The organism is Streptomyces sp. NK08204, from assembly GCF_020400585.1.
GTDB lineage: Bacteria > Actinomycetota > Actinomycetes > Streptomycetales > Streptomycetaceae > Streptomyces.
The window spans coordinates 118,135-138,065 of sequence record NZ_JAINVF010000004.1 but is presented as its reverse complement, the minus strand read 5'-3'; the positions used below and the strand labels follow the sequence as shown (position 1 = coordinate 138,065).

The window sequence follows — 19,931 nt, the reverse complement described above, 5'->3', positions numbered from 1 at the left end:
CACCTGTGCTGTCACCGGTTCGGCTGGACCGGGGGTGGATAAGGCGTGCAAGAGGGCGCGCGATGCGCGGCGCACGCCGGTAACGTCGTGCCCATGGACACGTCCTGGTGGCTGGCGCTCGCGGCGGTGGTGCTGCTCGCCCTGGTCGCCACGCTCGTCGACGGCTGGGGCCGCGGGCGGCGGCCCCGCGGTCGGCGGCTGCGTACGCCGGGACGGCCGGGGGGACGGCCCGGCGGACCGAGGGCGCCCGGGGCGCGGCCGAACCCGGGCGACATCTGGTGGGCCGACGTGCACTACGAAGACCGGGCGGAAGCGAAGGGCCGGCCCTGTCTGGTGCTGGCCGTGCACGGCGACCGGGCCACGGTCGCGAACATCACCACCCGGTACCACGACGAGCGCGCCGGGGTGATCCCGCTGCCGCCCGGCGCGGTCGGTGACGCCCAGGGCCGGCCCAGCTTCCTGCAGACCGACGAGCTGCGCGAGGTGCCGGTGGGGCACTTCCGGCGCCGGGTGGGCGTGGTCGACCCGGTCCTGTGGGACCAGGTACGGCATCTGGCGGGCTGAGCCGTCAGCGCACGGTGACCGTCACCTTCCACCCCCGGATGCCGAGGCAGGACACCGCGCCGGGAGCGGTGGGCTCGGCGCACAGCGGCCGGGACGAGGTCAGCTCGGCCTTTCCGGCAGACACCGCCCGGTAGGCCGCCGTGGCATCGCCCGGCCGGATGACGAAGCCCGCGTTGATCGCCTCCAGGGCCGTGCCGCTCACGGCGACCGGCTTCCAGGGGCGCTCCTTGGTGCCGTCCAGTGTGAGCCGCAGTTCGCCGCCCTTGCGCAGGCAGACCTGGCGGCCGTTGTCGGCGGCCGTCAGCTCCGCCCTGCTCACGCACCCGCCCGCGCTCGGGTGCGGCGAGCGGATGCTCGCGGACGGCGACGCCTTGCCGTCGCTGCCGGCGCTCCCGCCGCTCTGGGAGCCGCAACCCGTGAGGATCAGTACTGCCGCCGCGAGGGCGAGGGGTGTCGTACGGCGCATGGGTCAGCCCGCCTTTCGTCCGCTGGTGCCGATGTGACGCGCCGACGGCGCGAACGGATCCCGCGCCACAGGAAGCACGCGGAGAACCTTACAACTGCCACAAACGGCACAATTGAAACAACTGGCACAACAGAAGGATCCCGCACACGGCTCGCGTGTGCGGGATCCCAGGGCCGTACGGGTCAGCCGGTCGTCAGGGCGGTGTCGTCCACGACGAAGCTGGTCTGCAGCGAGGAGTCCTCCACGCCGTTGAACTTCAGGGTGACCGTCTGGCCCGCCAGCGAGGACAGGTCGAAGGTCTTCTGCGTGTACCCGGAGGCGGCGTTCAGGTTGGAGTACGTCGCCAGGGTGGTCGAACCGGCGGTCACCGTCAGCTTGTCGTACGCGCTGGTGGTGGTGGTCTCGGCGGTGTCGACGTGCAGGTAGAAGGTGAGCGTGGCCTTGCAGCCGGCCGGGATGGTCACCGACTGCGACACCGTGTCGGTGTGCGACGAGCCGTAGCCGTCCATCCAGGCGTAGTACGAGCCGCCGTGGGCCGTCTCACCGGTGCCGTTGGTGATGACACCGCTGGTCGCACTCCAGCCGGTGTTGCCCGACTCGAAGCCGGGGTTGGCCAGCAGCTGGGTGGAGGTGCAGGTGCCGCCGGTGGAGGTGACCGTCCAGGTGAAGGAGGTCGAGCCGGAGGCGCCGGTGGAGTCGGTCGCGGTGACGGTGACCTGGTAGGTGCCCGCGGTGGTCGCCGTGCCGGAGATCAGGCCGGTGGAGCTGTTGACGGAGAGCCCGGCCGGCAGGCCGGAGGCGCTGTAGGTGAGGGCCGCGCCCGCGCTGTCGGTGGCGTTGATCTGCAGGCTCGCCGTGCTGCCCGCGGCCGTGGACTGGCTGCCGGGGTTGGTGACGGTCACCGTGTTGCCGCTGGTGGTGCCGGAGGTGAAGGCGGCGGTGCCGTTCGGGGTGCCCCAGCCGGTCGGGCCGTCGTAGCCGGTCTTGGCGGTGCAGAAGTACGACGTGGTGCAGGAGCCGTTGGAGCCGGTGGTCACGTCGTACAGGTTGCCGGTGTGCTGGTACGGGTACTTCGCCGGGTAGTCGGTCGAGCCCGGGGTGCCCGCGAGGGCGTAGACGCCGGCGACGATCGGGGCGGAGGCGCTGGTGCCGCCGACGACGCCCCAGCCGGAGCCGCCGTAGGTGTCGTAGACCGCGACGCCGGTGGCCGGGTCGGCGACCGCGGAGACGTCGGCCTCCATGCGCTTGGTGCAGCCGGTGTCGGTCTGCCAGGTCGGCTTCGGGTCGTAGGCGGAGCAGCCGGAGCCGGTGCCCTCGGTGGAGTTGGTGTGCCAGACGGACTCGGTCCAGCCACGGGAGTTGGAGGCGGTGGTCAGCGCGGTGCCGCCGACGGCCGTCACGTACTGCGAGGTGGCCGGGTACTCGGCGCCGTAGGCGGAGTCACCGGAGGAGACGGTGATGGCGACACCCGGGTGCTTGAAGTACTGGGTGTCCTCGGTGGTCTGGGTGGAGGACTCGGAGCCGCCCCAGCTGTTGGAGACGAACTTGGCGCCGAGCGCGACGGCCTCGTTCTCGGCGATGCCGAGGTCGGTGTCGTTCGCGGAGTTGGCCTCCACCAGGATGATGTTGCAGTTCGGGCAGACGGCGCTGACCATGTCGAAGTCCAGCGCCTCCTCGCCGGCCCAACCGGTGTCGTTCGTGGGCAGCGAGGTCGTCGAACCGGTCTGGCTGACCTGCTTGAAGCAGCCGTTGGCCTTGGTGCAGGAGGACAGGCCGTACTGGGCGCGGTAAGTCGCCAGGTCCGACTCGGCGTTGGGGTCGTTGTACGCGTCGACGATGGCGACCGTCATGCCCGAACCGCCCGTGCTGGGCAGGTTGTAGGCGCTGTGCAGGTTGGCCGGGGACAGGCCCGAGGGCGTGGCGGCGGCGAGGGCCGAGGCGAGCCGCTGCCTGATGTCGGTGCGGCGCTGGGCGAAGCAGGCCGCGTGACCCGGCGCGGGCTTGGCGCACAGGTGCGCGGTCGGGACCTTCTGGCCGGCCTTGCCGGTGGCGTGGAAGGTCTGCCGCGTGGGGTCGGTCAGGGCCTTGGAGTTCTGCGCGGCCTTGGAGATGTGGGGTGCCGCGGCCGGGGCCGCGGTGGGCTGGGCGCCTGCCGTGGGGGCCGCCGCCAGTCCGGCGACGGTGAGGGCGAGCGCGGGGGCGGCGACGGCGAGGAGTCGTCGCAGACCCGCCCTCCGCTTGCTCGTGCGTGACTCACGCATGGGGTACTGCCTCCATGGGGAAGTGGGGGTTCTCGCGCTGTGCGGGCAGACCCAGGACGCGTGTCGCGGCGGCGGGACAGAGCAGTCATGGGCATGACACCCCAGCTGTCGGATGACCATGACATGACAGGGTGCGTGAGGACCGTAGCCCTGGCCACAGCGCTACCGGCAGTGCCGAGAGGAATTCTTTGCCCCTCCATAGGATGGGCTTAGCCCCCTCATAGGAGGGGGTTGGCCTGGAGGGGCAGCGCCCGTGCGGGGGCTATGCCCAGAGCTGTCCCTGGAGGGTCTCGATGGCTTCTTCCGTCGTGGCAGCCGTGTAGACGCCGGTGGAGAGGTACTTCCAGCCGCCGTCGGCCACGACGAAGACGATGTCGGCGCTCTCGCCGGCCTTGACCGCCTTCCTGCCCACGCCGATCGCCGCATGCAGGGCGGCGCCGGTGGAGACGCCCGCGAAGATGCCCTCCTGCTGCAGCAGTTCGCGGGTGCGGGTGACCGCGTCGGCCGAGCCGACCGAGAAGCGGGTGGTGAGGACGGAGGCGTCGTACAGCTCCGGCACGAAGCCCTCGTCGAGGTTGCGCAGGCCGTAGACCAGGTCGTCGTAGCGCGGTTCGGCGGCGACGATCTGCACGTCCGGCTTGTGCTCGCGCAGGTAGCGGCCGACGCCCATCAGGGTGCCCGTGGTGCCCAGACCCGCGACGAAGTGGGTGATGGAGGGGAGGTCGGCGAGGATCTCCGGGCCGGTGGTCGCGTAGTGGGCGCCCGCGTTGTCCGGGTTGCCGTACTGATAGAGCATCACCCAGTCGGGATGCTCCGCGGCCAGCTCCTTGGCGACCCGCACCGCGGTGTTGGAGCCGCCCGCGGCCGGGGAGGAGATGATCTCGGCACCCCACATGCCGAGCAGGTCACGGCGTTCCTGCGAGGTGTTCTCGGGCATCACGCACACCATGCGGTAGCCCTTGAGCTTGGCGGCCATCGCGAGTGAGATGCCGGTGTTGCCGGAGGTGGGCTCCAGGATCGTGCAGCCCGGGGTCAGCCGGCCGTCCTTCTCCGCCTGCTCGATCATGTGCAGGGCGGGACGGTCCTTGACCGAGCCGGTCGGGTTGCGGTCCTCCAGCTTGGCCCAGATCCGGACGTCGGCGGACGGCGACAGCCGCGGCAGGCGCACCAGAGGGGTGTTGCCCACCGCGGCCAGCGGGGAGTCGTAGCGCATCGGGGTCGGCAGCCGATCAGGCCATGCCGCCGGCCACGGCCGGCAGGATCGTCACGGTGTCGCCGTCGGACAGCTTGGTGTCGATGCCGTTGACGAAGCGGACGTCCTCGTCGTTCAGGTACACGTTGACGAAGCGGCGCAGCTGGCCGTTGTCCACGATGCGGGCCTCGATGCCCGCGTGGCGGGTCTCGAGGTCGGCGAACAGCGCGGCGAGGGTCTCGCCGTTGCCCTCCACCGCCTTCTGGCCGTCGGTGTACTGGCGGAGGATGGTGGGGATGCGGACCTCGATGGCCATGGTTGCGGGCTCCTGTCGGGAAAGGTTCGTCGTTGGGTGTGCGCGCAGCGGCGCCCCGCGGCCTACAGCCGTGCGGCGGGGCGGGGAACGTCAACAGATGGCGCTGTTCAGCCTGCACAGGTCGACGTGCAGCCGCGCCACGAGCAGGATGCCCGGCGTCTTCTCGCTCACGTCGTTCAGAACCATGGACTCATCGTATCGATTCCCGGACCGGGTCCCCGAGTGTGATCTCGCATACCGGATGGATTCTGACCGGATGGTGGGATCAGTAGGCCTCTACGACCTTGACCTCCTCCTCCGTGACCTCACCGTCGACGATCCGGAACGAGCGGAACTGGAAGGGACCGGCGTCGTCCGTGTCCGCCGTGGACACGAGGACGTAGTGGGCACCGGGCTCATTGGCGTAGGAGATGTCGGTACGGGAGGGGTAGGCCTCGGTCGCCGTGTGGGAGTGGTAGATGACCACCGGCTCCTCGTCGCGGTCGTCCATATCGCGGTAGAGCTTCAGCAGATCCTGCGAGTCGAACTCGTAGAACGTGGGCGAGCGGGCCGCATTGAGCATCGGGATGAACCGCTCGGGGCGTCCGGCACCCACCGGACCTGCGACGACGCCGCACGCCTCGTCGGGGTGGTCCTTGCGCGCGTGGTCCACGATCTGGTCGAAAAGGGCCTGGGTGATGGTCAGCATGAGGTTCAGAATAAGCAGAGGGGCCGCCCTGTACCGAGGGGCGGTACAGGGCGGCCCATATGGTGGACGTCCTGAGCGGCGGCGGCCGGGGGTGCCACGAGTACTCCCGGCCACCGGACGTCCTCGGGGGAAGTCAGCGCCTGCTGAAGGCGGCGGCCTCCGGGTTGCGGCGCTTGAGCACCCAGTAGGACACGCCGAGGATCAGTGCCCACAGCGGTGCACAGTAAAGCGAGATACGGGCGTCCTTGTCGATGCCCATCATCACGATCACCATGCCGATGAAGACGAGCGCGGACCAGCTGGCGAACCGGCCGCCCGGCGCGCGGAACGCGGAACGGGGCAGTACACCGCGGTCGGACAGGGTGCGGTAGCGGATCTGGCAGACCAGGATGACGATCCAGGCCCACATGCCGGAGATGGTGGCGAAGGAGACGACGTAGTCGAACGCCTTGCCCGGCCACTGGTAGTTGATCCAGACGCCCACCATCATCAGCGCGGCGGAGACCGTCGTGCCCACGAGCGGGGTGCCGCCGGCGGTCAGCCGGGTGAAGAGCCGCGGCCCCTGGCCGTTGAGCGCGAGGTCGCGCAGCATGCGGCCGGTGGAGTACATGCCGGAGTTGCAGGACGACAGCGCGGCCGTGAGAACCACGAAGTTGACGATGCCGGCGCCCGCGGCCAGGCCCATCTTCTCGAAGGCGGCCACGAAGGGGCTCACGCCCGGGTGGAACTGCGTCCACGGCACGACCGACAGGATCATGATCAGCGCGCCCACGTAGAAGACGGCGATGCGCCACGGCACGGTGTTGATCGCCTTGGGCAGCACGGTCTCCGGGTCCTTGGACTCGCCCGCGGTCACACCGACCAGCTCGACGGCGAGGAAGGCGAACATGACCATCTGCAGGGTCATCAGGGTGTTGCCGACGCCGTGCGGGAAGAAGCCGCCGTCGTTCCACAGGTGGCTCACGGAGGCGGTGTCGCCGGCGTCGGAGAAGCCGAGCGTCAGGATGCCGGCGCAGATCAGGATCATGCCGATGATCGCGGTGACCTTGACCATCGAGAACCAGAACTCCAGCTCACCGAAGAGCTTCACCGAGATCAGGTTGGCGCTGTACAGAACGACGGTGAAGACCAGGGCCGAGAGCCACTGCGGGATGTTCCACCAGTACGTCATGTAGGCCGCGGCGGCGGTGACCTCGGTGATGCCGGTGACGACCCAGAACAGCCAGTAGGTCCAGCCGGTCACGAAACCGGCGAAGGGACCGATGAACTCGCGCGCGTACTCGGAGAAGGATCCGGACACCGGGCGGTACATCAGCAGTTCGCCGAGGGCCCGCATGATGAGGAAGATGACGACGCCCGCGACGGCGTACGCCAGGATCAGGCTGGGGCCCGCCTTGGAAATGCCCTTGCCCGCGCCGAGGAACAGGCCGGTGCCGATGGCACCGCCGATGGCGATCATCTGGATCTGCCGCGAGCCGAGCCCGCGCTGATACCCCTCGCCGCCGTCCTCCGCCGCGCCCCGCACGGTCTCGCTGCCGTCGCGGTGCTGGTCGACCTGCGCTGAGGTCATGGTGTGATGCGCCTTTCTCCATGCCGAACCGGGCCCTGTCAGGGCCTCGGATCGGGTTTCATCCCCCCGGACTGATGGAGCTGAGCGGGTTTCCAGGCCCGCTCGTGCCTGGCCGGCGGTTGCCGGCTCGGTGGCGCACCCGGCCGGACATGGGTGGTGTCGGCCGGGCGGTCGTGAAGATGTATCACGGCCGCAACGCTGATCGCCCGGGTGAGATGTGGCGCATCACACAGGTAGAACCGGACAAAGAACAACCAAATGCGACGAACTAGGCCGCAACGGTGATGGGATCGTTATCCGGATTTGAGCGTCCGCTGAGCGAACACTTTCGTGCCCGTATCAGGGCATAAGGGTCGTCACCAGGGTTTCCTGCAGCCCGCCCAGCCACAGATAGGCCATCACCATCGGCTTGCGCGGGTCCTCGTCCGGGAGCCGGTAGAGCAGATCGGTGTCGTCCTCGTCGGTGATCTCCAGCCGGGTGCCGATGGCCAGGCGCAGGTCGTTGAGGGCGCCCAGCCACTGCCGGGACTCCTGCGGGCTCAACTGGAGCACCGCCCCGCCGTCACCGGCCGGGGTGAGCGCGTCGAGGCTGCGGATCACCGCGAGCGCGTTGTCCCGCTTGCCGGCCCTGAGATCGTTCTCGGTGTAGCGACGGAACTCCGCGGAGTGCGCCTGCTGCTCCTCGGCCTGGCCCGGCGAGTCGGGCACCCGCTCCGGGTCGCTGTAGGCGTCCGGGAAGAGCCTGCGCAGGACGGGGTCGGCGGGCGGCTCGCTCGGCCCCTCGGCGAACAGCTCGGCGAGCGGGTCGGCGGGGGCGTCCTCGGCGGGTCCGGGGCCGATGAGCTCCAGGAGCTGGACGGCCAGCGAGCGGATGATGGAGATCTCGACCTCGTCGAGCGCGACGGCCGCGCCGCCGCCGGGGAGCGGTTCGAAGGTTCCGGGCATGGGGTCTTTCGCTGCTTGGCGGACTACTGGCTACTTGCGGTCCTGCTGGAGGGTGGCCCACAGGCCATAGCCGTGCATCGCCTGGACGTCGCGCTCCATCTCCTCGCGCGTGCCACTGGAGACGACCGCCCGGCCCTTGTGGTGGACATCGAGCATGAGCTTGGTGGCCTTGTCCTTGGTGTAGCCGAAGTACGTCTGGAAGACATAGGTCACGTAGCTCATCAGGTTGACCGGATCGTTGTGGACGATCGTCAACCACGGGACGTCGGGCTCGGGTACGGCGAAGGCCTCCTCCGCCGACTCGGTGCGTTCGATCTCTAGGGGCGCGGGTGACGTCACACAGCCCATGCTGCCACGGCGGGCGAAAATCGTCACACTGACGAAATGGGGGTAGCATCCTGGTCATGAACACAGCGGACCTTGGGCTGCCGGTGGATGTTCCCTCGACGGCGCTCTTCACGGACCAGTACGAGCTGACCATGCTCCAGGCCGCCCTCCGGGCCGGTACGGCCGAACGGCGGAGCGTGTTCGAGGTCTTCACCCGGCGCCTGCCCGACGGGCGCCGCTACGGCGTGGTCGCGGGCACCGGGCGTGTCCTGGACGCGGTGGAGAACTTCCGCTTCGACAACGGCGTCCTCACGTTCCTGAGCGACCGGAAGATCGTCGACGAGGAGACCCTGGAGTGGCTCGCCGGCTACCGCTTCAGCGGTGACATCTGGGGCTACCCCGAGGGCGAGGTGTACTTCCCCGGCTCGCCGGTCATGCGGGTGGAGGGCACCTTCGCCGAGTGCGTGCTGCTGGAGACCGTGATCCTGTCCATCCTCAACCACGACTCCGCGATCGCCGCCGCCGCCTCCCGCATGGCCTCGGCCGCGGGCGACCGGCAGCTGATCGAGATGGGTGCCCGGCGCACCCACGAGCTGGCCGCCGTGGCCGCCGCGCGGGCCGCGTACGTCGGCGGCTTCGCCACCACCTCCGACCTGGCGGCCGGCTTCCGCTACGGCATCCCGACCGTCGGCACCTCCGCGCACGCCTTCACCCTGCTGCACGACCGGGAGCGGGACGCCTTCCAGGCCCAGGTGAACTCGCTCGGCCGGGGCACGACCCTGCTGGTGGACACCTATGACGTCGCCGAGGCCGTCCGTACGGCGGTGGAGGTGGCCGGACCGGAGCTGGGCGCGGTCCGTATCGACTCGGGCGACCTGCTGCTGGTGGCGCACCGGGTGCGCCAGCAGCTGGACGAGCTGGGCGCCCGCAGCACCAGGATCGTCGTGACCTCGGACCTGGACGAGTACGCCATCGCGTCGCTGGCGGCAGCGCCCGTGGACGCGTACGGCGTCGGCACCCAGCTGGTGACGGGCTCCGGGAACCCGACCTGCTCGATGGTCTACAAGCTGGTCGCCCGCGCCGGGTCCGCCGACCCCGGGGCGCCGCTGGTGCCGGTCGCGAAGAAGGCCGCCGGCGGCAAGACCTCCCTCGGTGGCCGCAAGTGGGCGGCCCGCCGGCTGGACGCGGACGGGGTGGCGGAGGCCGAGGTCGTGGGCACCGGCGCGGTGCCGGCCGAGCTGGCCGACCGGCAGCTGCTGGTGGAGCTGGTCAAGAGCGGTGAGGTCGTCGCCCGCGAGCCGCTGGACGTGCCGCGCGAGCGCCACATCGCCGCGCGCGCGAACCTGCCGCTGTCCGCCACGCAGCTCTCGCGCGGGGAACCCGTCATCCCGACGGAGTACGTCCACGGACGCTCGGGTAGCTAAAGCGGGACATTGCCCGCAGCCGACGCCGTCTCCCGTACCGGCCCCGAAGTCTCTAGGCTCAGATATTCCACCTCAGTCGAAGGACACCACCATGCGCCGCGCCTTGATCGTCGTAGATGTGCAGAACGACTTCTGCGAAGGGGGCAGCCTCGCGGTCAGCGGCGGAGCCGACGTGGCGGCCGCGATCACCGAGCTGATAGGGCAGGCGGCCGGCTCCGGCTACCGGCACGTGGTGGCCACCCGCGACCACCACATCGCGCCGGGCGGGCACTTCGCCGACAACCCCGACTACGCCCGCTCCTGGCCCGCGCACTGCGTCGCGGGCACGGAGGGCGTCGGCTTCCACCCGAACTTCGCCCCCGCCGTGGCGTCCGGCGCGGTGGACGCGGTGTTCGACAAGGGCGCGTACTCGGCCGCGTACAGCGGCTTCGAGGGCAGGGACGAGAACGGGGTCCTGCTGGCCGACTGGCTGCGCGAGCGGGGAATCACCGAGGTGGACGTGGTGGGCATCGCCACGGACCACTGTGTACGCGCCACCGCGCTGGACGCCGTGAGAGAGGGCTTGCGGACGCATGTGCTGCTGGACCTCACGGCGGGCGTCGCCCCGGAGACGACCGAGCGGGCCCTGGAGGAACTGAGGGAGGCGGGCGTCGAACTCACCGGCAAGCCCGTCGTGAGCGGCTAGGGCGTGTTTCGAAAGTAGCGTCGTCCGCCCGAAGGGCGGGGCCCGCGGCGTCTGGTGCGGTGCATCGCAAGGCGGAGGGTCGTCCGCGTACTGGGCGTACGCGGACGATCCCGACAACGCGGCGAGGTGCCGTGCCAGGCGTCGCGAGCCAGACGGGACTTTCGAAACACGCCCTAGGGCTTCACGGGGCCCGCCGGTGGGTCCGGCGCCGCGCTCAGCTCTGTTGCACCACCGCTGAGCTGCGGAGAAGCGCTCTGATCGGGTGCCACAGCTCGGTCACCGCGACGCCGTTGCCGGGTGCCGTGCGCCATATCAGGCCGTCGGGGTGGTGCAGGACCGCCGTGATCTCGTCCGGGGTCGGTGGGGCGGCGTTACCGCGCAGGTAGATCGCGCGCAGGCCCAGGTTGCGGAGCCTGGTCAGGGCCCGGGCCCGGTTCTGGGCGTGCACGAGCACCCGTACCCCGGTCGAGCCGTCGGCGACGTGCGGCAGGTTGAGTGCCACCACCACCGTGCCGCTCGGCAGCTTGCTGAAGCCTCCTACGGCCATGCGGTCACATCCCCGTTTCGGTCGATGTCGATAAGAGAGCCATAGGACGCACCTAAACACGACCGGCGGCACCCCGCCAAGGGGATGCCGCCGATGCGCTTCTGACCTGGGAATGTCCGCTTAGTTCACCGCGGGGCCGACTTCCAGCTCGATCGTGGAGCCGTTCAGGCCCTGCTTGAGGATCTTGACCTTGGTGTTGGTGTCAGTGATCTTGACGCCGGCGGTCGGGTTCGCCGGGTCCCAGTAGGTGTGGGTGTGGTCGTTGAAGACCGACACACCCTTGCGCGCCGGGATGGTGGTCGCGACGTCGGCCCTGTGCAGCGTGATCGCGTCCGTGGCCTCCAGGCTGAACGGCGAGTCGAAGGCCTGGATCCGGTTGCGCAGCAGCGTGCCGTCGGCCCACTTCAGGGCCTTCCAGTGGGCGTCCACCGGCAGGATCAGACCGGTGCCCGGGTGGTCCTTGGTGTTGTCGTCCGCCTGGGAGGTGTCCCACTTCCAGATCAGCAGGCCGTTCTGGTACGGGTAGTGCTCCACCCAGTCCGGACGGGTCGTCGAGAAGCCGAAGTTGTACGGGCCGGTCTTCAGCGTCCGGTCGAAGGACACGTACTGGCGGTTCTCGGCGATGTAGTACTGCTTGTAGTCCTTGGTGAAGGACGCGCCGATGCGGGAGAAGCCGGAAGCGGTCCAGCCGACGTCCGCCGACTCCGCGTTGTCGGAGAAGACGGGCGTACCGTCCGCCGTCACCGTGATCTCGTCCGCCGCGAAGCCCTTCTGGGCCACGCCGCCGTCGGTCTGGTAGCGGAAACGGACGTCGATCTTCTTGCCCGCGTAGGCGTCCAGCGAGTACGACAGCTTCTTGTAGCCGTCGACCGTGCCGGTCAGGGCCGGCTTGCCCGAGCCGTCGCGCGGGACGGCCTGGCCGTCCACCGTGCCGTCCAGGGCGGTCCAGTTGGCGCCGCCGTCGGTCGACACCTCGGTGTACAGGTAGTCGTAGCCGTTCTCGATGTCGTACCAGCCGTCCAGGCTCAGCGTGGCCGAGGACTTGCCGGTCAGGTCGACGGAACGGGTCAGCGTGTTCTTGAGGTTGTCACCGCTGCCGCTCCACCACTGGGTCGAGCCCTGCGCGGGGGTGACGACGTCGGTCTGGACCGCCTTGTCGGGCAGGTTGACGACCAGCGCCTGACGGTACTTGGTGTTGTACTCGGCGAGGCCCAGCTTGTGCCAGGACCTGATGCCGGCCTTGGCGGTGTCGTAGTTCAGCCAGCCCAGCTGGAGCTTGTCCCAGGCGTTCATGTCGCCGGGCAGGTCACCGATGGACTCCTTGCCGGTGCCCAGCCAGGAGCCGGAGGACATCAGCGTCCAGAAGCCGGTGGAGTTCTCGCCGCCGTTGGTGTCGTACTCGTCCGGCAGGCCCAGGTCGTGCCCGTACTCGTGGGCGAAGACACCGAGGCCGCCGTTCTCCGGCTGGATGGTGTAGTCGCCGACCCAGACACCGGTGTCGCCGACCTGCGCACCGCCGAGCTTGTTGCCCTCGGGGCCGGTGGCGCCGGCGTCGGTGCCGAAGGCGTACCAGCGGTGTGCCCAGATCGCGTCCTTGCCCTGGGCGCCGCCGCCCGCGGACTCGTCCTCGCCGGCGTGCACGATCTGGAAGTGGTCGACGTAGCCGTCGGGCTCGTTGAAGTTGCCGTCGCCGTCGTGGTCGTAGCGGTCCCACTGGTCGTACTTGGCCAGGTCCGCCCTGATGTCGGCGTCGGACTTGCCGGCCGCCTTCTGCTGGGCGACCCAGGCGTTCAGGCCGTCGCTGACGACGTTCCACACGCTCGGGCAGTTGGTGGAGCCGCAGGCGTTGTTGCCGTAACGGGCCTCGTTGTAGGGGACCTTGACCCAGTCGCTGACCTCGCCGTCGACCGAGTAGCGGCCCGAGGACTGCTTCTCGTAGTACTTCTTCAGCGACTGCGTCTTGCTGCCGGTGCCGAAGTAGAGGTCCTGGTAATGCTGCTTGTCGTAGTCGGCCTGCCAGGCCGTGCTGTTGTCCTTGGTGCGGTCCGGAGCCGGGATCGTGTTGTGCAGGGGGCCGGGGGTTCCGCCGTACTTGGGGTCGCTCTGGTCGCCGAACTCCACCAGGATCGTGAAGATCTTGTCGGTCTTCTCACGGCCCAGCTCGACGTACTTGCTGTCCCCCTTGCGGCCCTTGAGCTGGACGACCGTCGAGCCGTTGCGCTCCTGCGCCTTGGCCTTGCCCGATATGAGCTGGTTCAGCGCCTCCTGGCGCTGGGCCCGCTGGGTCTTGCTCATCGGGCCGTCGAGGTCGTGCGACTGCTGCTTGACCGGGGCCGGGTCGTGCCGGTTCGCGGCGGACCGGGCGGTGGCGCCCGCCTCCGCGACGGCGAAGGTCGTGAAGGTCGCGGAGGCCGCGGCGAGGGTCACGCCGATCGCGGCAGCTCTGAACGTCCAGTTTCTGCTGGTCACTTGAGTTCCTCCCCCGCGCGGCGCGCACGGACGGGAGGGTCCTGGTCATCGGAGGTGTCCGCGCGCGCGTGAGTGCGCGTGTTCAAGTGACGTCATTTGACTAGACGTTTAGAAGAAAAGACAGATCTTGACTTGGGCAGGACAAGTGCACTATGCGGAGCCGGGGTTCGCTTTACGAACAGCCTTGTGTCTCGCTCGACGAGCGCAGGAGTCCGTCTGCTTGCCGGACCCGGTGACTCCGTGCGCCCCCCGTGCACCTGTACCCTGGGTTAGGTCAGGCTTACCGGGCGTCCGGCTCGGGCATGCACGCCAAGAAGAGTTGATTGGCACCCGCCCCCCGCACCTGCTGCCGAAACCTTCCGAGGACACGATTGCCATGCCTCGTCCGACCGCCGCACAGATCGCCTACGGTTCCTGCACCGTGGTCTTCTCGACGCTCGCCATGCTGCTGCTGTCCCAGACGAGTTCACCCGTCGGCATCACCGTCGTCGCCCTCGCCGCGCTCGCGCTGGGCGTGCTGGTCGCCATGACGGCCTCACTGCCGAGAACGCGCACGGCCGAGGCGCCGGCAGAGGCCCCGGCCGGCGAGGAACGGGTCCCGACGACGCTCTGACCCGTCGGCGCTTGCGGGTCAACTCGTGCTGACCACCACCGTCTTGGCCGCCTTGTCGTGCAGGCCCTGTTTGTAGGGCTTGTCGAAATAGCTCCAGCCGCCCGCGATCGCGGTCCAGATGCAGGCGCAGCAGAAGGCGAAGGGCACCCACAGCACCAGGGAGCGGATCAGCGCGGTCTGCACGGAGGGGGTGGCGCCGTTGTCCAGGTTCGCCACACGCATGTTGAGCCACTTCTTGCCGAGGGTCTGACCCGACTTGGAGATCATGAAGGTGTCGTAGCCGACGTAGAGGACGGCCGCGACGAAGGACTGCGCGAACGACCTGGCGACCTCGGCGCGATCGCCGTTGACCTGGTACTCGCGGACCCCGAACGCCCAGGTGAGCAGCCAGACGACGATACCGACGAGGATCATGTCGATGATGCGTGCGAGGGTGCGCTTGCCGCTGTCGGCGAGCGGGGGCATCCCGGCCAGGGGGTCGGTGGGGTAGCCGCCGGCGTCGTAGGGTCCGCCGCCGTAGGGTCCGCCGCCGTAGGGTCCGCCGCCGTAGGGTCCGCCGCCGTAGGGAGGCTGCTGGCCTCCGCCGGAGGGGGGTTGCTGGCCTCCGTACGGCGTGTCGTACGGCGAGCCCGCCCCCTGGTCCGACGGGGGCCGCTTCTTGAACGGATCGTCTTCCGGAGGCTGCGGTGCGGAGCCGTGGGGCGGTTCGCTGCTCATGGCCCGAGTGGACCGCGAACGCCCCGGCTCCGCACCTGGCGGACGGCCGTACGGGGTACGGGGCGTTCGGCCGCTGCCTGCCTCAGCCCGCGACGAAGGTGTGGGCCGCCTTGTCGTGCCAGCACTGGTGCCAGGGACGGTCGAACAGGCACCACAGAACACCGACGAGCCCGATGCCGAGCAGACCGGGGACGCTGTAGACCAGCCAGCGGCGCAGGGCGAGACCGAAGGACGGGGGCTCGTGCCCCTCGATGTCCCGCACCTCGAGGCCGCACAGCTTCTTGCCGAGCGTGCGGCCCCACTTGGCCGTGGGCAGCGCCTCGTAGAGGGCACCGAAGACGAGGAGGACGGCGAGGACGATGCCGAGGCTCGCGCCGGTCGTGCCGTCGAGCAGCCAGACGGTGACGGTGTGGCCGGACTGCTTCGCCTGGTCGATCTTCTGCTGGACGTGGTCTGCGGCCCTGACTCCGAGCGGGACCGCGGCGGCGGCGGTGACGGCACCGACGACCAGGCTGTCGATCAGCCGGGCGGCCAGACGCCTGCCCAGTCCCGCCGGGCGCGCGGCGGCCTGCCGGCGCGCGGCGGCCTGGAACGGGTCCTCCACCGGCGGCTTCCACGGCGCCACCGGCTGCTCGTCCCCGGCACCGGCCAGCTGGTGCACCTGCTGCGCCCAGGAGGTCTGACCGCCACCGGGACCGGTGGTCACCGGTGAGACGGGGGCAGCGGCCTGCGGCACCACCGACTGCGCCGACGCGCCCTGCGGCTGCATGCCCTGCTGCGGTACGCCCTGCTGCGGCCCGCTGAGCCGAGGGCCGCCCTGGTGCGGTACGCCCTGCTGCGGCACGCCCCCCTGCTGAGGCCCGCTGAGCTGCGGCCCGCCCTGGTGCGGCACGGAGGGAGCCACGGCAGCCTGCGCCGCCTTCCCCTGCGCCCCCGCGGAGGACGCCCCCGTCGGCCCCTGGGTGCCGCCGCCCGGTGCTCCCCCGTGCGGGCCGGGGCCCGGCTCCGGCCTGCGGAAGGTCATCGTGCCGTCCTCCGGCGGGGACACCGGCGGGCGGCGGAAGACGAACGTGCCGCCGGAGTCGGGGGTGGTGCCCTCCTCGCGGGCCGGGGTGTCCATGGGCACGCGAGGGTCGGTGGCCCAGGGGGCGGCACGGCCGGCGGACTCCGCGGAACCCGGGGTCTCTCGCCCGGCGGGCTCCGGCTGCGGGTCCTCGTCGAAGAAGTGCGGCCCCGTCTCCTCCACCGCCGGGGCCGCGGGGCGCACGCCGGGCGGCGGGGTGAGCGGCTCGCCGTCCTTCGGCGCGGGGCGGCTGGTGCCGGGCACCCAGGAGGCACCGTTCCAGTAACGGACGTAGCCGGGGATGGACGGGTCCGGGTAGTAGCCCTCGCGGGGCCGGTCGTCACCTGGGGCCGGGGTTGGGGCGCTCATGTCCGTCGTCCCGTATCTGCTCGGGGGTGGGATGGGGGCCTCCACATCTATCAGACCGGGGCAGCCCTCAGCGCCAGTCCCGCCGGACCCACTCCTTTCCGGGTAACGCCGTGCACGGATCTCGCAGGTCCGCGAAAAAAATTTCCCCGAACCCGCGTAATGGCCGTGCCCCTCCCCTCTCTCTGCTGGTGCGGGCCCGCCCGAGCGGCCCTGAACGGAAAGGAATCGCAGGTCATGCATCACACCGTGGTGGAGCGGGAGCTGGAGCTGAAGCTTGTTCTGTCGCCGGAGCGCAGCGTCCCGGTCCCGGCGCTGCTCAGCTACCGCTCCGAAGACCCGTACGCCGTCCACATCACCTTCCACATCAACTCCGAACACCCCGTCGACTGGACGTTCGCCCGTGACCTCCTGGTGGAGGGCGTGTTCCGGCCGTGCGGGCACGGGGACGTGCGGGTGTGGCCGACCAAGGTCGAGGGCCGCGGCGTCGTGCTGATGGCGCTCAGTTCACCCGACGGCGACGCCCTGCTGGAGGCGCCGGCCGCCCAGGTGTCGGCCTGGCTGGAGCGGACGCTGCGGGTGGTGCCCCCGGGGGCCGAGGGCGGGCAGCTGGGCATCGACGACGCGCTCGACCAGCTGCTCGCCCGGTGAGGGCCGTACCCGTGGAGTCAGAAGAGCTTGCCCGGGTTGAGGATGCCCAGCGGGTCGAAGGCCTGTTTCACGGCCCGCTGCATCTCCACCCCTACGGGGCCGATCTCCCGGGCCAGCCACTCCTTCTTCAAGACGCCGACGCCGTGTTCGCCGGTGATGGTGCCGCCGAGTTCCAGACCGAGGGACATGATCTCGTCGAAGGACTCGCGGGCCCGGCGGGACTCGTCGGGTTCGCGGGCGTCGAAGCAGACGGTGGGGTGCGTGTTGCCGTCGCCCGCGTGCGCGCACACCCCGATGGTCAGGTCGTACTTCGCGGCGATGCGCTCGACCCCGTCGAGCATCGCGGCGAGCTTCGAGCGGGGCACGCACACGTCGTCGATCATCGTCGTGCCCTTGACCGCCTCCAGCGCGGTCAGCGAGAGCCGCCGGGCCTGGAGGAGCAGTTCGGACTCGGCGGCGTCCTCGGCGGGGACGACCTGGGTGGCACCGGCGGCCTCGCACAGCGCGCCGACGGCGGCGAGGTCGGCGGCGGGGTCCGGGGTGTCGAAGGCGGCCAGCAGCAGTGCCTCGGTGGTCTCGGGCAGCCCCATGCGCGCGAGGTCGTTGACGGCCTTGACCGTCGTACGGTCCATCAGTTCGAGGAGGGACGGCACATGACCGCCCTCCATGATCCGGCAGACGGCGGCGCAGGCGTCGGCGGCGGAGGCGAACTCGGCGGCCAACACCAGCTGCCGGGGCGGCTTGGGCTTCAGGGCGAGGACGGCACGGACGACGATGCCGAGCGAGCCCTCGGAGCCGACGAACAGGCGGGTGAGGTCGTAGCCCGCGACGCCCTTCGCGGTGCGGCGGCCGGTGGACATCAGGCGGCCGTCGGCGAGGACCACGTCCAGGCCGAGGACGTACTCGGCGGTCACCCCGTACTTGACGCAGCACAGGCCGCCGGAGGCCGTGCCGATGTTGCCGCCGATGGTGCAGGTCTCCCAACTGGAGGGGTCCGGCGGGTAGTACAGGCCGTGTTCCCCGACGGCGCGGGAGAGGGCGGCGTTGACGACGCCCGGTTCGACGACGGCGATCCGGTCGACGGGGCTGATCTCCAGGATGCGGTCCATCCTGGTGAGGGACAGCACGATGCAGCCGTCGGTGGCGTTGGCGCCGCCGGACAGGCCGGTGCGGGCGCCCTGCGGGACGACGGGGACGCGCAGCTCGGTGGCGGTGCGCATGACGTGCTGGACCTGTTCGACGGTGCGCGGCAGCACGACCACGGCCGGGGCGCCGGCCGGGCAGAAGCTCGCCATGTCGTGGGCGTAGGAGGCGGTGATGTCGGGGTCGGTGAGGACGGCCTCGGCGGGCAGACCGGCCAGGAGCCGGTCGGTGAGGTTGCCGGCCGCCTGCTCGCGGGGCGCTTGGTCGCTGGGCGCTTCGATGCGGCTCATGATCACAGCGTCGCACCCGGGGCCATCGGTGTGAACCCGTCGGCCGCGCCCTTGGGCCGCCCGGGCCCGCTCATCATGTTGTCGCACAGTGAGCGGCATGGAGAACCGACCGTACGGGCCGTCCGAGGCGGGCAGGTCCCTGGTGGCCGAGGCGTCCGGGCCGCGCCGGCGGTGGCCGCGACGGCTGCTGACGGCCGTGACGGCCGTCCTGCTGGCGGGTGCCGCCGCGGCGGTCGTGCTGCTGCTGTTGCTGCCGTCGTCGTCGCACGGGCCGCGCCGGGCGAGGCCGCCGGCCGCGGGCGCGCAGGCACAGGCACAGGCACAGGCGCTGACGGCGGTCACCTCCGGGAGGCCGGCCGCGCCGCACGAGGTGACGGCGCTGATCGGGCGGCAGGAGAGCAGGGTGCGGGCCCGGCCGCGGGACGCGCGGGCGTGGGCGGTGCTGGGGGCCGCCTATGTGGAGCGGGGACGCGGGACGGCCGACGTGGCGGACTATCCGAGGGCCGAACGGGCCCTGCGTACATCCCTGCGGCTGGCCGGCGGCAAGGACGCGGCGGTCCTGGACGGGTTGGCCGCGCTGGCGAACGCGCGCCGGGACTTCCCGGCGGCGAAACGATACGGCGAGCAGGCGCTGAAGCTGGCGCCGAAGCGGTGGACGGCGTATCCGCCGCTGCTCGACGCCTACACCGGGCTCGGTGACTACAAGGCGGCCCGGCAGACCCTCGACAAGCTGCTGGCGCTGCGCCCCGCAGCGGCGGCACGGCCCGCGGTGATGGCGCGGGCCTCGGCGGTGTACCGGGACCAGGGCTGGCGCGAGGACGCGGTGGCACAGCTGACCGAGGCCGCGGCAGCCGCCGGTACGCCCGCCGAGCAGGCCGCCTATCTGGCCGGGGTCGGGCAGCTGGCGTGGGAGCGGGGCGACCGCGAGGACGCACTGCGGCACTTCGGGGCGGCCGTACGCCTCGACCCCGGCCGGCGGACGGCGTGGGCCGGGCAGGGGCGGGCGCTGGCGGCGCTGGGCCGTACGGCGCGGGCGCTGAGTGCGTACCAGCGGGCCCAGGAGAAGCATCCGAGCCCGGACGTCACCCTGGAGCTGGGCGAGTTGTACCAGTCGCTGGGCAGGGACGGGGCCGCCCGGGGCCAGTACGAGCAGCTGCGGGACCAGATCCGGCAGGCGGTGGCGGCCGGGGTCGACGAGGAACTGCTGACCGGGCGGTTCGAGGCGGACCACGGCAGGGCGCGGGAGGCGGTGACGCGGTTGCGGGCGGAGTGGCGGCGCCAGCCGGGCATCGAGGTGGCCGACGCGCTCGGCTGGGCGCTGCACATGTCCGGCGCCGACGAGGAGGCGCTGACGTACGCCTCTGCCGCGACGGACAAGGCGAAGGGCGGCGGGGTGCGCAGCGCCCTGTACGCCTTCCACCGGGGGATGATCGAGAAGGATCTGGGGCTGACGGCGCCCGCGCGGCGGCATCTGCAGGAGGCGCTGCGGATCAGTCCGTACTTCTCGCCTCTGCGGGTGCCCGCCGCGCGGGCGGCGCTGCGGGGGCTGGGGGACGTACCGGATGAGCCCCTGCCCCCGGCCTCCCGGAAGCCCTGAGACCTCTGGGAGCGGGCCCGGGCCGACCTCCCCGGAG

At 70.9% G+C, this 19,931-nt stretch carries 20 protein-coding genes; 6 read left to right on the top strand and 14 right to left on the bottom strand.

The genetic code is table 11. The annotated features are described in order from the left end of the window. Nucleotides 1–93: 93 nt before the first annotated feature. Complete coding sequence (locus tag K7G59_RS08425) at nt 94–564, top strand: type II toxin-antitoxin system PemK/MazF family toxin (protein WP_225831763.1); 471 nt, start codon at nt 94–96, stop codon at nt 562–564. A 4-nt stretch (nt 565–568) separates the two neighbouring features. Here the strand turns inward: K7G59_RS08425 and K7G59_RS08420 are convergent, their stop codons facing one another. From K7G59_RS08420 to clpS, 9 genes are all read right to left on the bottom strand, one after another. Beyond that, nucleotides 569–1,030 carry a hypothetical protein gene (locus K7G59_RS08420; protein ID WP_225831760.1) on the bottom strand — a complete coding sequence of 154 codons (462 nt, stop codon included), beginning with the start codon at nt 1,028–1,030 and terminating at the stop codon, nt 569–571. Between the two features lie 182 nt (nt 1,031–1,212). Next, entirely contained in the window at nt 1,213–3,291 is a 2,079-nt protein-coding gene (locus K7G59_RS08415; protein ID WP_225831758.1) for a putative Ig domain-containing protein, read from the bottom strand. Between the two features lie 262 nt (nt 3,292–3,553). After that, the gene (locus K7G59_RS08410; protein WP_225831756.1) at nt 3,554–4,504 is read right to left on the bottom strand and encodes a PLP-dependent cysteine synthase family protein; all 951 of its coding nucleotides are present in this window, start codon (nt 4,502–4,504) and stop codon (nt 3,554–3,556) included. 16 nt (nt 4,505–4,520) lie between these two features. Continuing rightward, a complete protein-coding gene (locus K7G59_RS08405; RefSeq protein WP_225831754.1) occupies nt 4,521–4,799 on the bottom strand; it encodes a MoaD/ThiS family protein in 279 nt (92 codons plus the stop codon). Nucleotides 4,800–4,889: 90 nt separating this feature from the next. Then, nucleotides 4,890–4,985 (bottom strand): putative leader peptide, encoded by a 96-nt coding sequence (locus tag K7G59_RS35280; RefSeq protein ID WP_020940333.1) that lies wholly within the window; start codon nt 4,983–4,985, stop codon nt 4,890–4,892. 79 nt (nt 4,986–5,064) lie between these two features. After that, entirely contained in the window at nt 5,065–5,487 is a 423-nt protein-coding gene (locus K7G59_RS08400; protein WP_225831752.1) for a Mov34/MPN/PAD-1 family protein, read from the bottom strand. 133 nt (nt 5,488–5,620) lie between these two features. Beyond that, the gene (locus tag K7G59_RS08395; protein WP_225831751.1) at nt 5,621–7,057 is read right to left on the bottom strand and encodes an amino acid permease; all 1,437 of its coding nucleotides are present in this window, start codon (nt 7,055–7,057) and stop codon (nt 5,621–5,623) included. Nucleotides 7,058–7,396: 339 nt separating this feature from the next. Continuing rightward, nucleotides 7,397–8,002, bottom strand: coding sequence for a DUF2017 domain-containing protein (locus K7G59_RS08390; RefSeq protein ID WP_225831749.1), 606 nt, complete (start codon nt 8,000–8,002; stop codon nt 7,397–7,399). A gap of 30 nt (nt 8,003–8,032) precedes the next feature. After that, nucleotides 8,033–8,350 carry an ATP-dependent Clp protease adapter ClpS gene (clpS, locus tag K7G59_RS08385; protein WP_225832243.1) on the bottom strand — a complete coding sequence of 106 codons (318 nt, stop codon included), beginning with the start codon at nt 8,348–8,350 and terminating at the stop codon, nt 8,033–8,035. A gap of 56 nt (nt 8,351–8,406) precedes the next feature. On the opposite strand from clpS, the gene K7G59_RS08380 reads away from it, so the two are divergent. Next, a complete protein-coding gene (locus K7G59_RS08380) occupies nt 8,407–9,753 on the top strand; it encodes a nicotinate phosphoribosyltransferase (protein ID WP_225831748.1) in 1,347 nt (448 codons plus the stop codon). Nucleotides 9,754–9,844: 91 nt separating this feature from the next. Continuing rightward, on the top strand, nt 9,845–10,438 hold the full coding sequence (locus tag K7G59_RS08375) for a nicotinamidase (RefSeq protein WP_225831746.1): 594 nt from the start codon (nt 9,845–9,847) through the stop codon (nt 10,436–10,438). 214 nt (nt 10,439–10,652) lie between these two features. On the opposite strand, the gene K7G59_RS08370 is transcribed toward K7G59_RS08375, so the two are convergent. Both K7G59_RS08370 and K7G59_RS08365 read right to left on the bottom strand, forming a co-directional pair. Then, nucleotides 10,653–10,985, bottom strand: coding sequence for a hypothetical protein (locus K7G59_RS08370; protein ID WP_225831744.1), 333 nt, complete (start codon nt 10,983–10,985; stop codon nt 10,653–10,655). A 120-nt stretch (nt 10,986–11,105) separates the two neighbouring features. After that, nucleotides 11,106–13,454 carry an immune inhibitor A domain-containing protein gene (locus K7G59_RS08365; RefSeq protein ID WP_225831742.1) on the bottom strand — a complete coding sequence of 783 codons (2,349 nt, stop codon included), beginning with the start codon at nt 13,452–13,454 and terminating at the stop codon, nt 11,106–11,108. Nucleotides 13,455–13,830: 376 nt separating this feature from the next. Between K7G59_RS08365 and K7G59_RS08360 the strand changes: the two genes are divergently transcribed. Next, on the top strand, nt 13,831–14,067 hold the full coding sequence (locus K7G59_RS08360) for a hypothetical protein (protein WP_225831740.1): 237 nt from the start codon (nt 13,831–13,833) through the stop codon (nt 14,065–14,067). 18 nt (nt 14,068–14,085) lie between these two features. Here K7G59_RS08360 and K7G59_RS08355 read toward each other — a convergent pair whose 3' ends face one another. Beyond that, a complete protein-coding gene (locus K7G59_RS08355; RefSeq protein ID WP_225831738.1) occupies nt 14,086–14,784 on the bottom strand; it encodes an RDD family protein in 699 nt (232 codons plus the stop codon). An 82-nt stretch (nt 14,785–14,866) separates the two neighbouring features. Next, complete coding sequence (locus K7G59_RS08350) at nt 14,867–16,216, bottom strand: RDD family protein (RefSeq protein ID WP_225831736.1); 1,350 nt, start codon at nt 16,214–16,216, stop codon at nt 14,867–14,869. 234 nt (nt 16,217–16,450) lie between these two features. Between K7G59_RS08350 and K7G59_RS08345 the strand changes: the two genes are divergently transcribed. Next, nucleotides 16,451–16,864: an SsgA family sporulation/cell division regulator gene (locus tag K7G59_RS08345; protein ID WP_225831734.1), complete on the top strand. Its 414-nt coding sequence runs from the start codon at nt 16,451–16,453 to the stop codon at nt 16,862–16,864. Between the two features lie 17 nt (nt 16,865–16,881). Here K7G59_RS08345 and K7G59_RS08340 read toward each other — a convergent pair whose 3' ends face one another. After that, nucleotides 16,882–18,303, bottom strand: coding sequence for an FAD-binding oxidoreductase (locus K7G59_RS08340; RefSeq protein WP_225831732.1), 1,422 nt, complete (start codon nt 18,301–18,303; stop codon nt 16,882–16,884). Between the two features lie 91 nt (nt 18,304–18,394). Here K7G59_RS08340 and K7G59_RS08335 point away from each other — a divergent pair, with 91 nt between their 5' ends. Then, nucleotides 18,395–19,894 (top strand): lipopolysaccharide assembly protein LapB, encoded by a 1,500-nt coding sequence (locus K7G59_RS08335; RefSeq protein WP_225831730.1) that lies wholly within the window; start codon nt 18,395–18,397, stop codon nt 19,892–19,894. Nucleotides 19,895–19,931: the final 37 nt, after the last annotated feature.

Coding starts and splice junctions, on each gene's coding strand:
- K7G59_RS08425 (WP_225831763.1), top strand. CDS start 94: ATGGACACGTCCTGGTGGCTGGCGCTCGCGGCGGTGGTGCTGCTCGCC.
- K7G59_RS08420 (WP_225831760.1), bottom strand. CDS start 1,030: ATGCGCCGTACGACACCCCTCGCCCTCGCGGCGGCAGTACTGATCCTC.
- K7G59_RS08415 (WP_225831758.1), bottom strand. CDS start 3,291: ATGCGTGAGTCACGCACGAGCAAGCGGAGGGCGGGTCTGCGACGACTC.
- K7G59_RS08410 (WP_225831756.1), bottom strand. CDS start 4,504: ATGCGCTACGACTCCCCGCTGGCCGCGGTGGGCAACACCCCTCTGGTG.
- K7G59_RS08405 (WP_225831754.1), bottom strand. CDS start 4,799: ATGGCCATCGAGGTCCGCATCCCCACCATCCTCCGCCAGTACACCGAC.
- K7G59_RS35280 (WP_020940333.1), bottom strand. CDS start 4,985: ATGGTTCTGAACGACGTGAGCGAGAAGACGCCGGGCATCCTGCTCGTG.
- K7G59_RS08400 (WP_225831752.1), bottom strand. CDS start 5,487: ATGCTGACCATCACCCAGGCCCTTTTCGACCAGATCGTGGACCACGCG.
- K7G59_RS08395 (WP_225831751.1), bottom strand. CDS start 7,057: ATGACCTCAGCGCAGGTCGACCAGCACCGCGACGGCAGCGAGACCGTG.
- K7G59_RS08390 (WP_225831749.1), bottom strand. CDS start 8,002: ATGCCCGGAACCTTCGAACCGCTCCCCGGCGGCGGCGCGGCCGTCGCG.
- clpS (WP_225832243.1), bottom strand. CDS start 8,350: ATGGGCTGTGTGACGTCACCCGCGCCCCTAGAGATCGAACGCACCGAG.
- K7G59_RS08380 (WP_225831748.1), top strand. CDS start 8,407: ATGAACACAGCGGACCTTGGGCTGCCGGTGGATGTTCCCTCGACGGCG.
- K7G59_RS08375 (WP_225831746.1), top strand. CDS start 9,845: ATGCGCCGCGCCTTGATCGTCGTAGATGTGCAGAACGACTTCTGCGAA.
- K7G59_RS08370 (WP_225831744.1), bottom strand. CDS start 10,985: ATGGCCGTAGGAGGCTTCAGCAAGCTGCCGAGCGGCACGGTGGTGGTG.
- K7G59_RS08360 (WP_225831740.1), top strand. CDS start 13,831: ATGCCTCGTCCGACCGCCGCACAGATCGCCTACGGTTCCTGCACCGTG.
- K7G59_RS08355 (WP_225831738.1), bottom strand. CDS start 14,784: ATGAGCAGCGAACCGCCCCACGGCTCCGCACCGCAGCCTCCGGAAGAC.
- K7G59_RS08350 (WP_225831736.1), bottom strand. CDS start 16,216: ATGAGCGCCCCAACCCCGGCCCCAGGTGACGACCGGCCCCGCGAGGGC.
- K7G59_RS08345 (WP_225831734.1), top strand. CDS start 16,451: ATGCATCACACCGTGGTGGAGCGGGAGCTGGAGCTGAAGCTTGTTCTG.
- K7G59_RS08335 (WP_225831730.1), top strand. CDS start 18,395: ATGGAGAACCGACCGTACGGGCCGTCCGAGGCGGGCAGGTCCCTGGTG.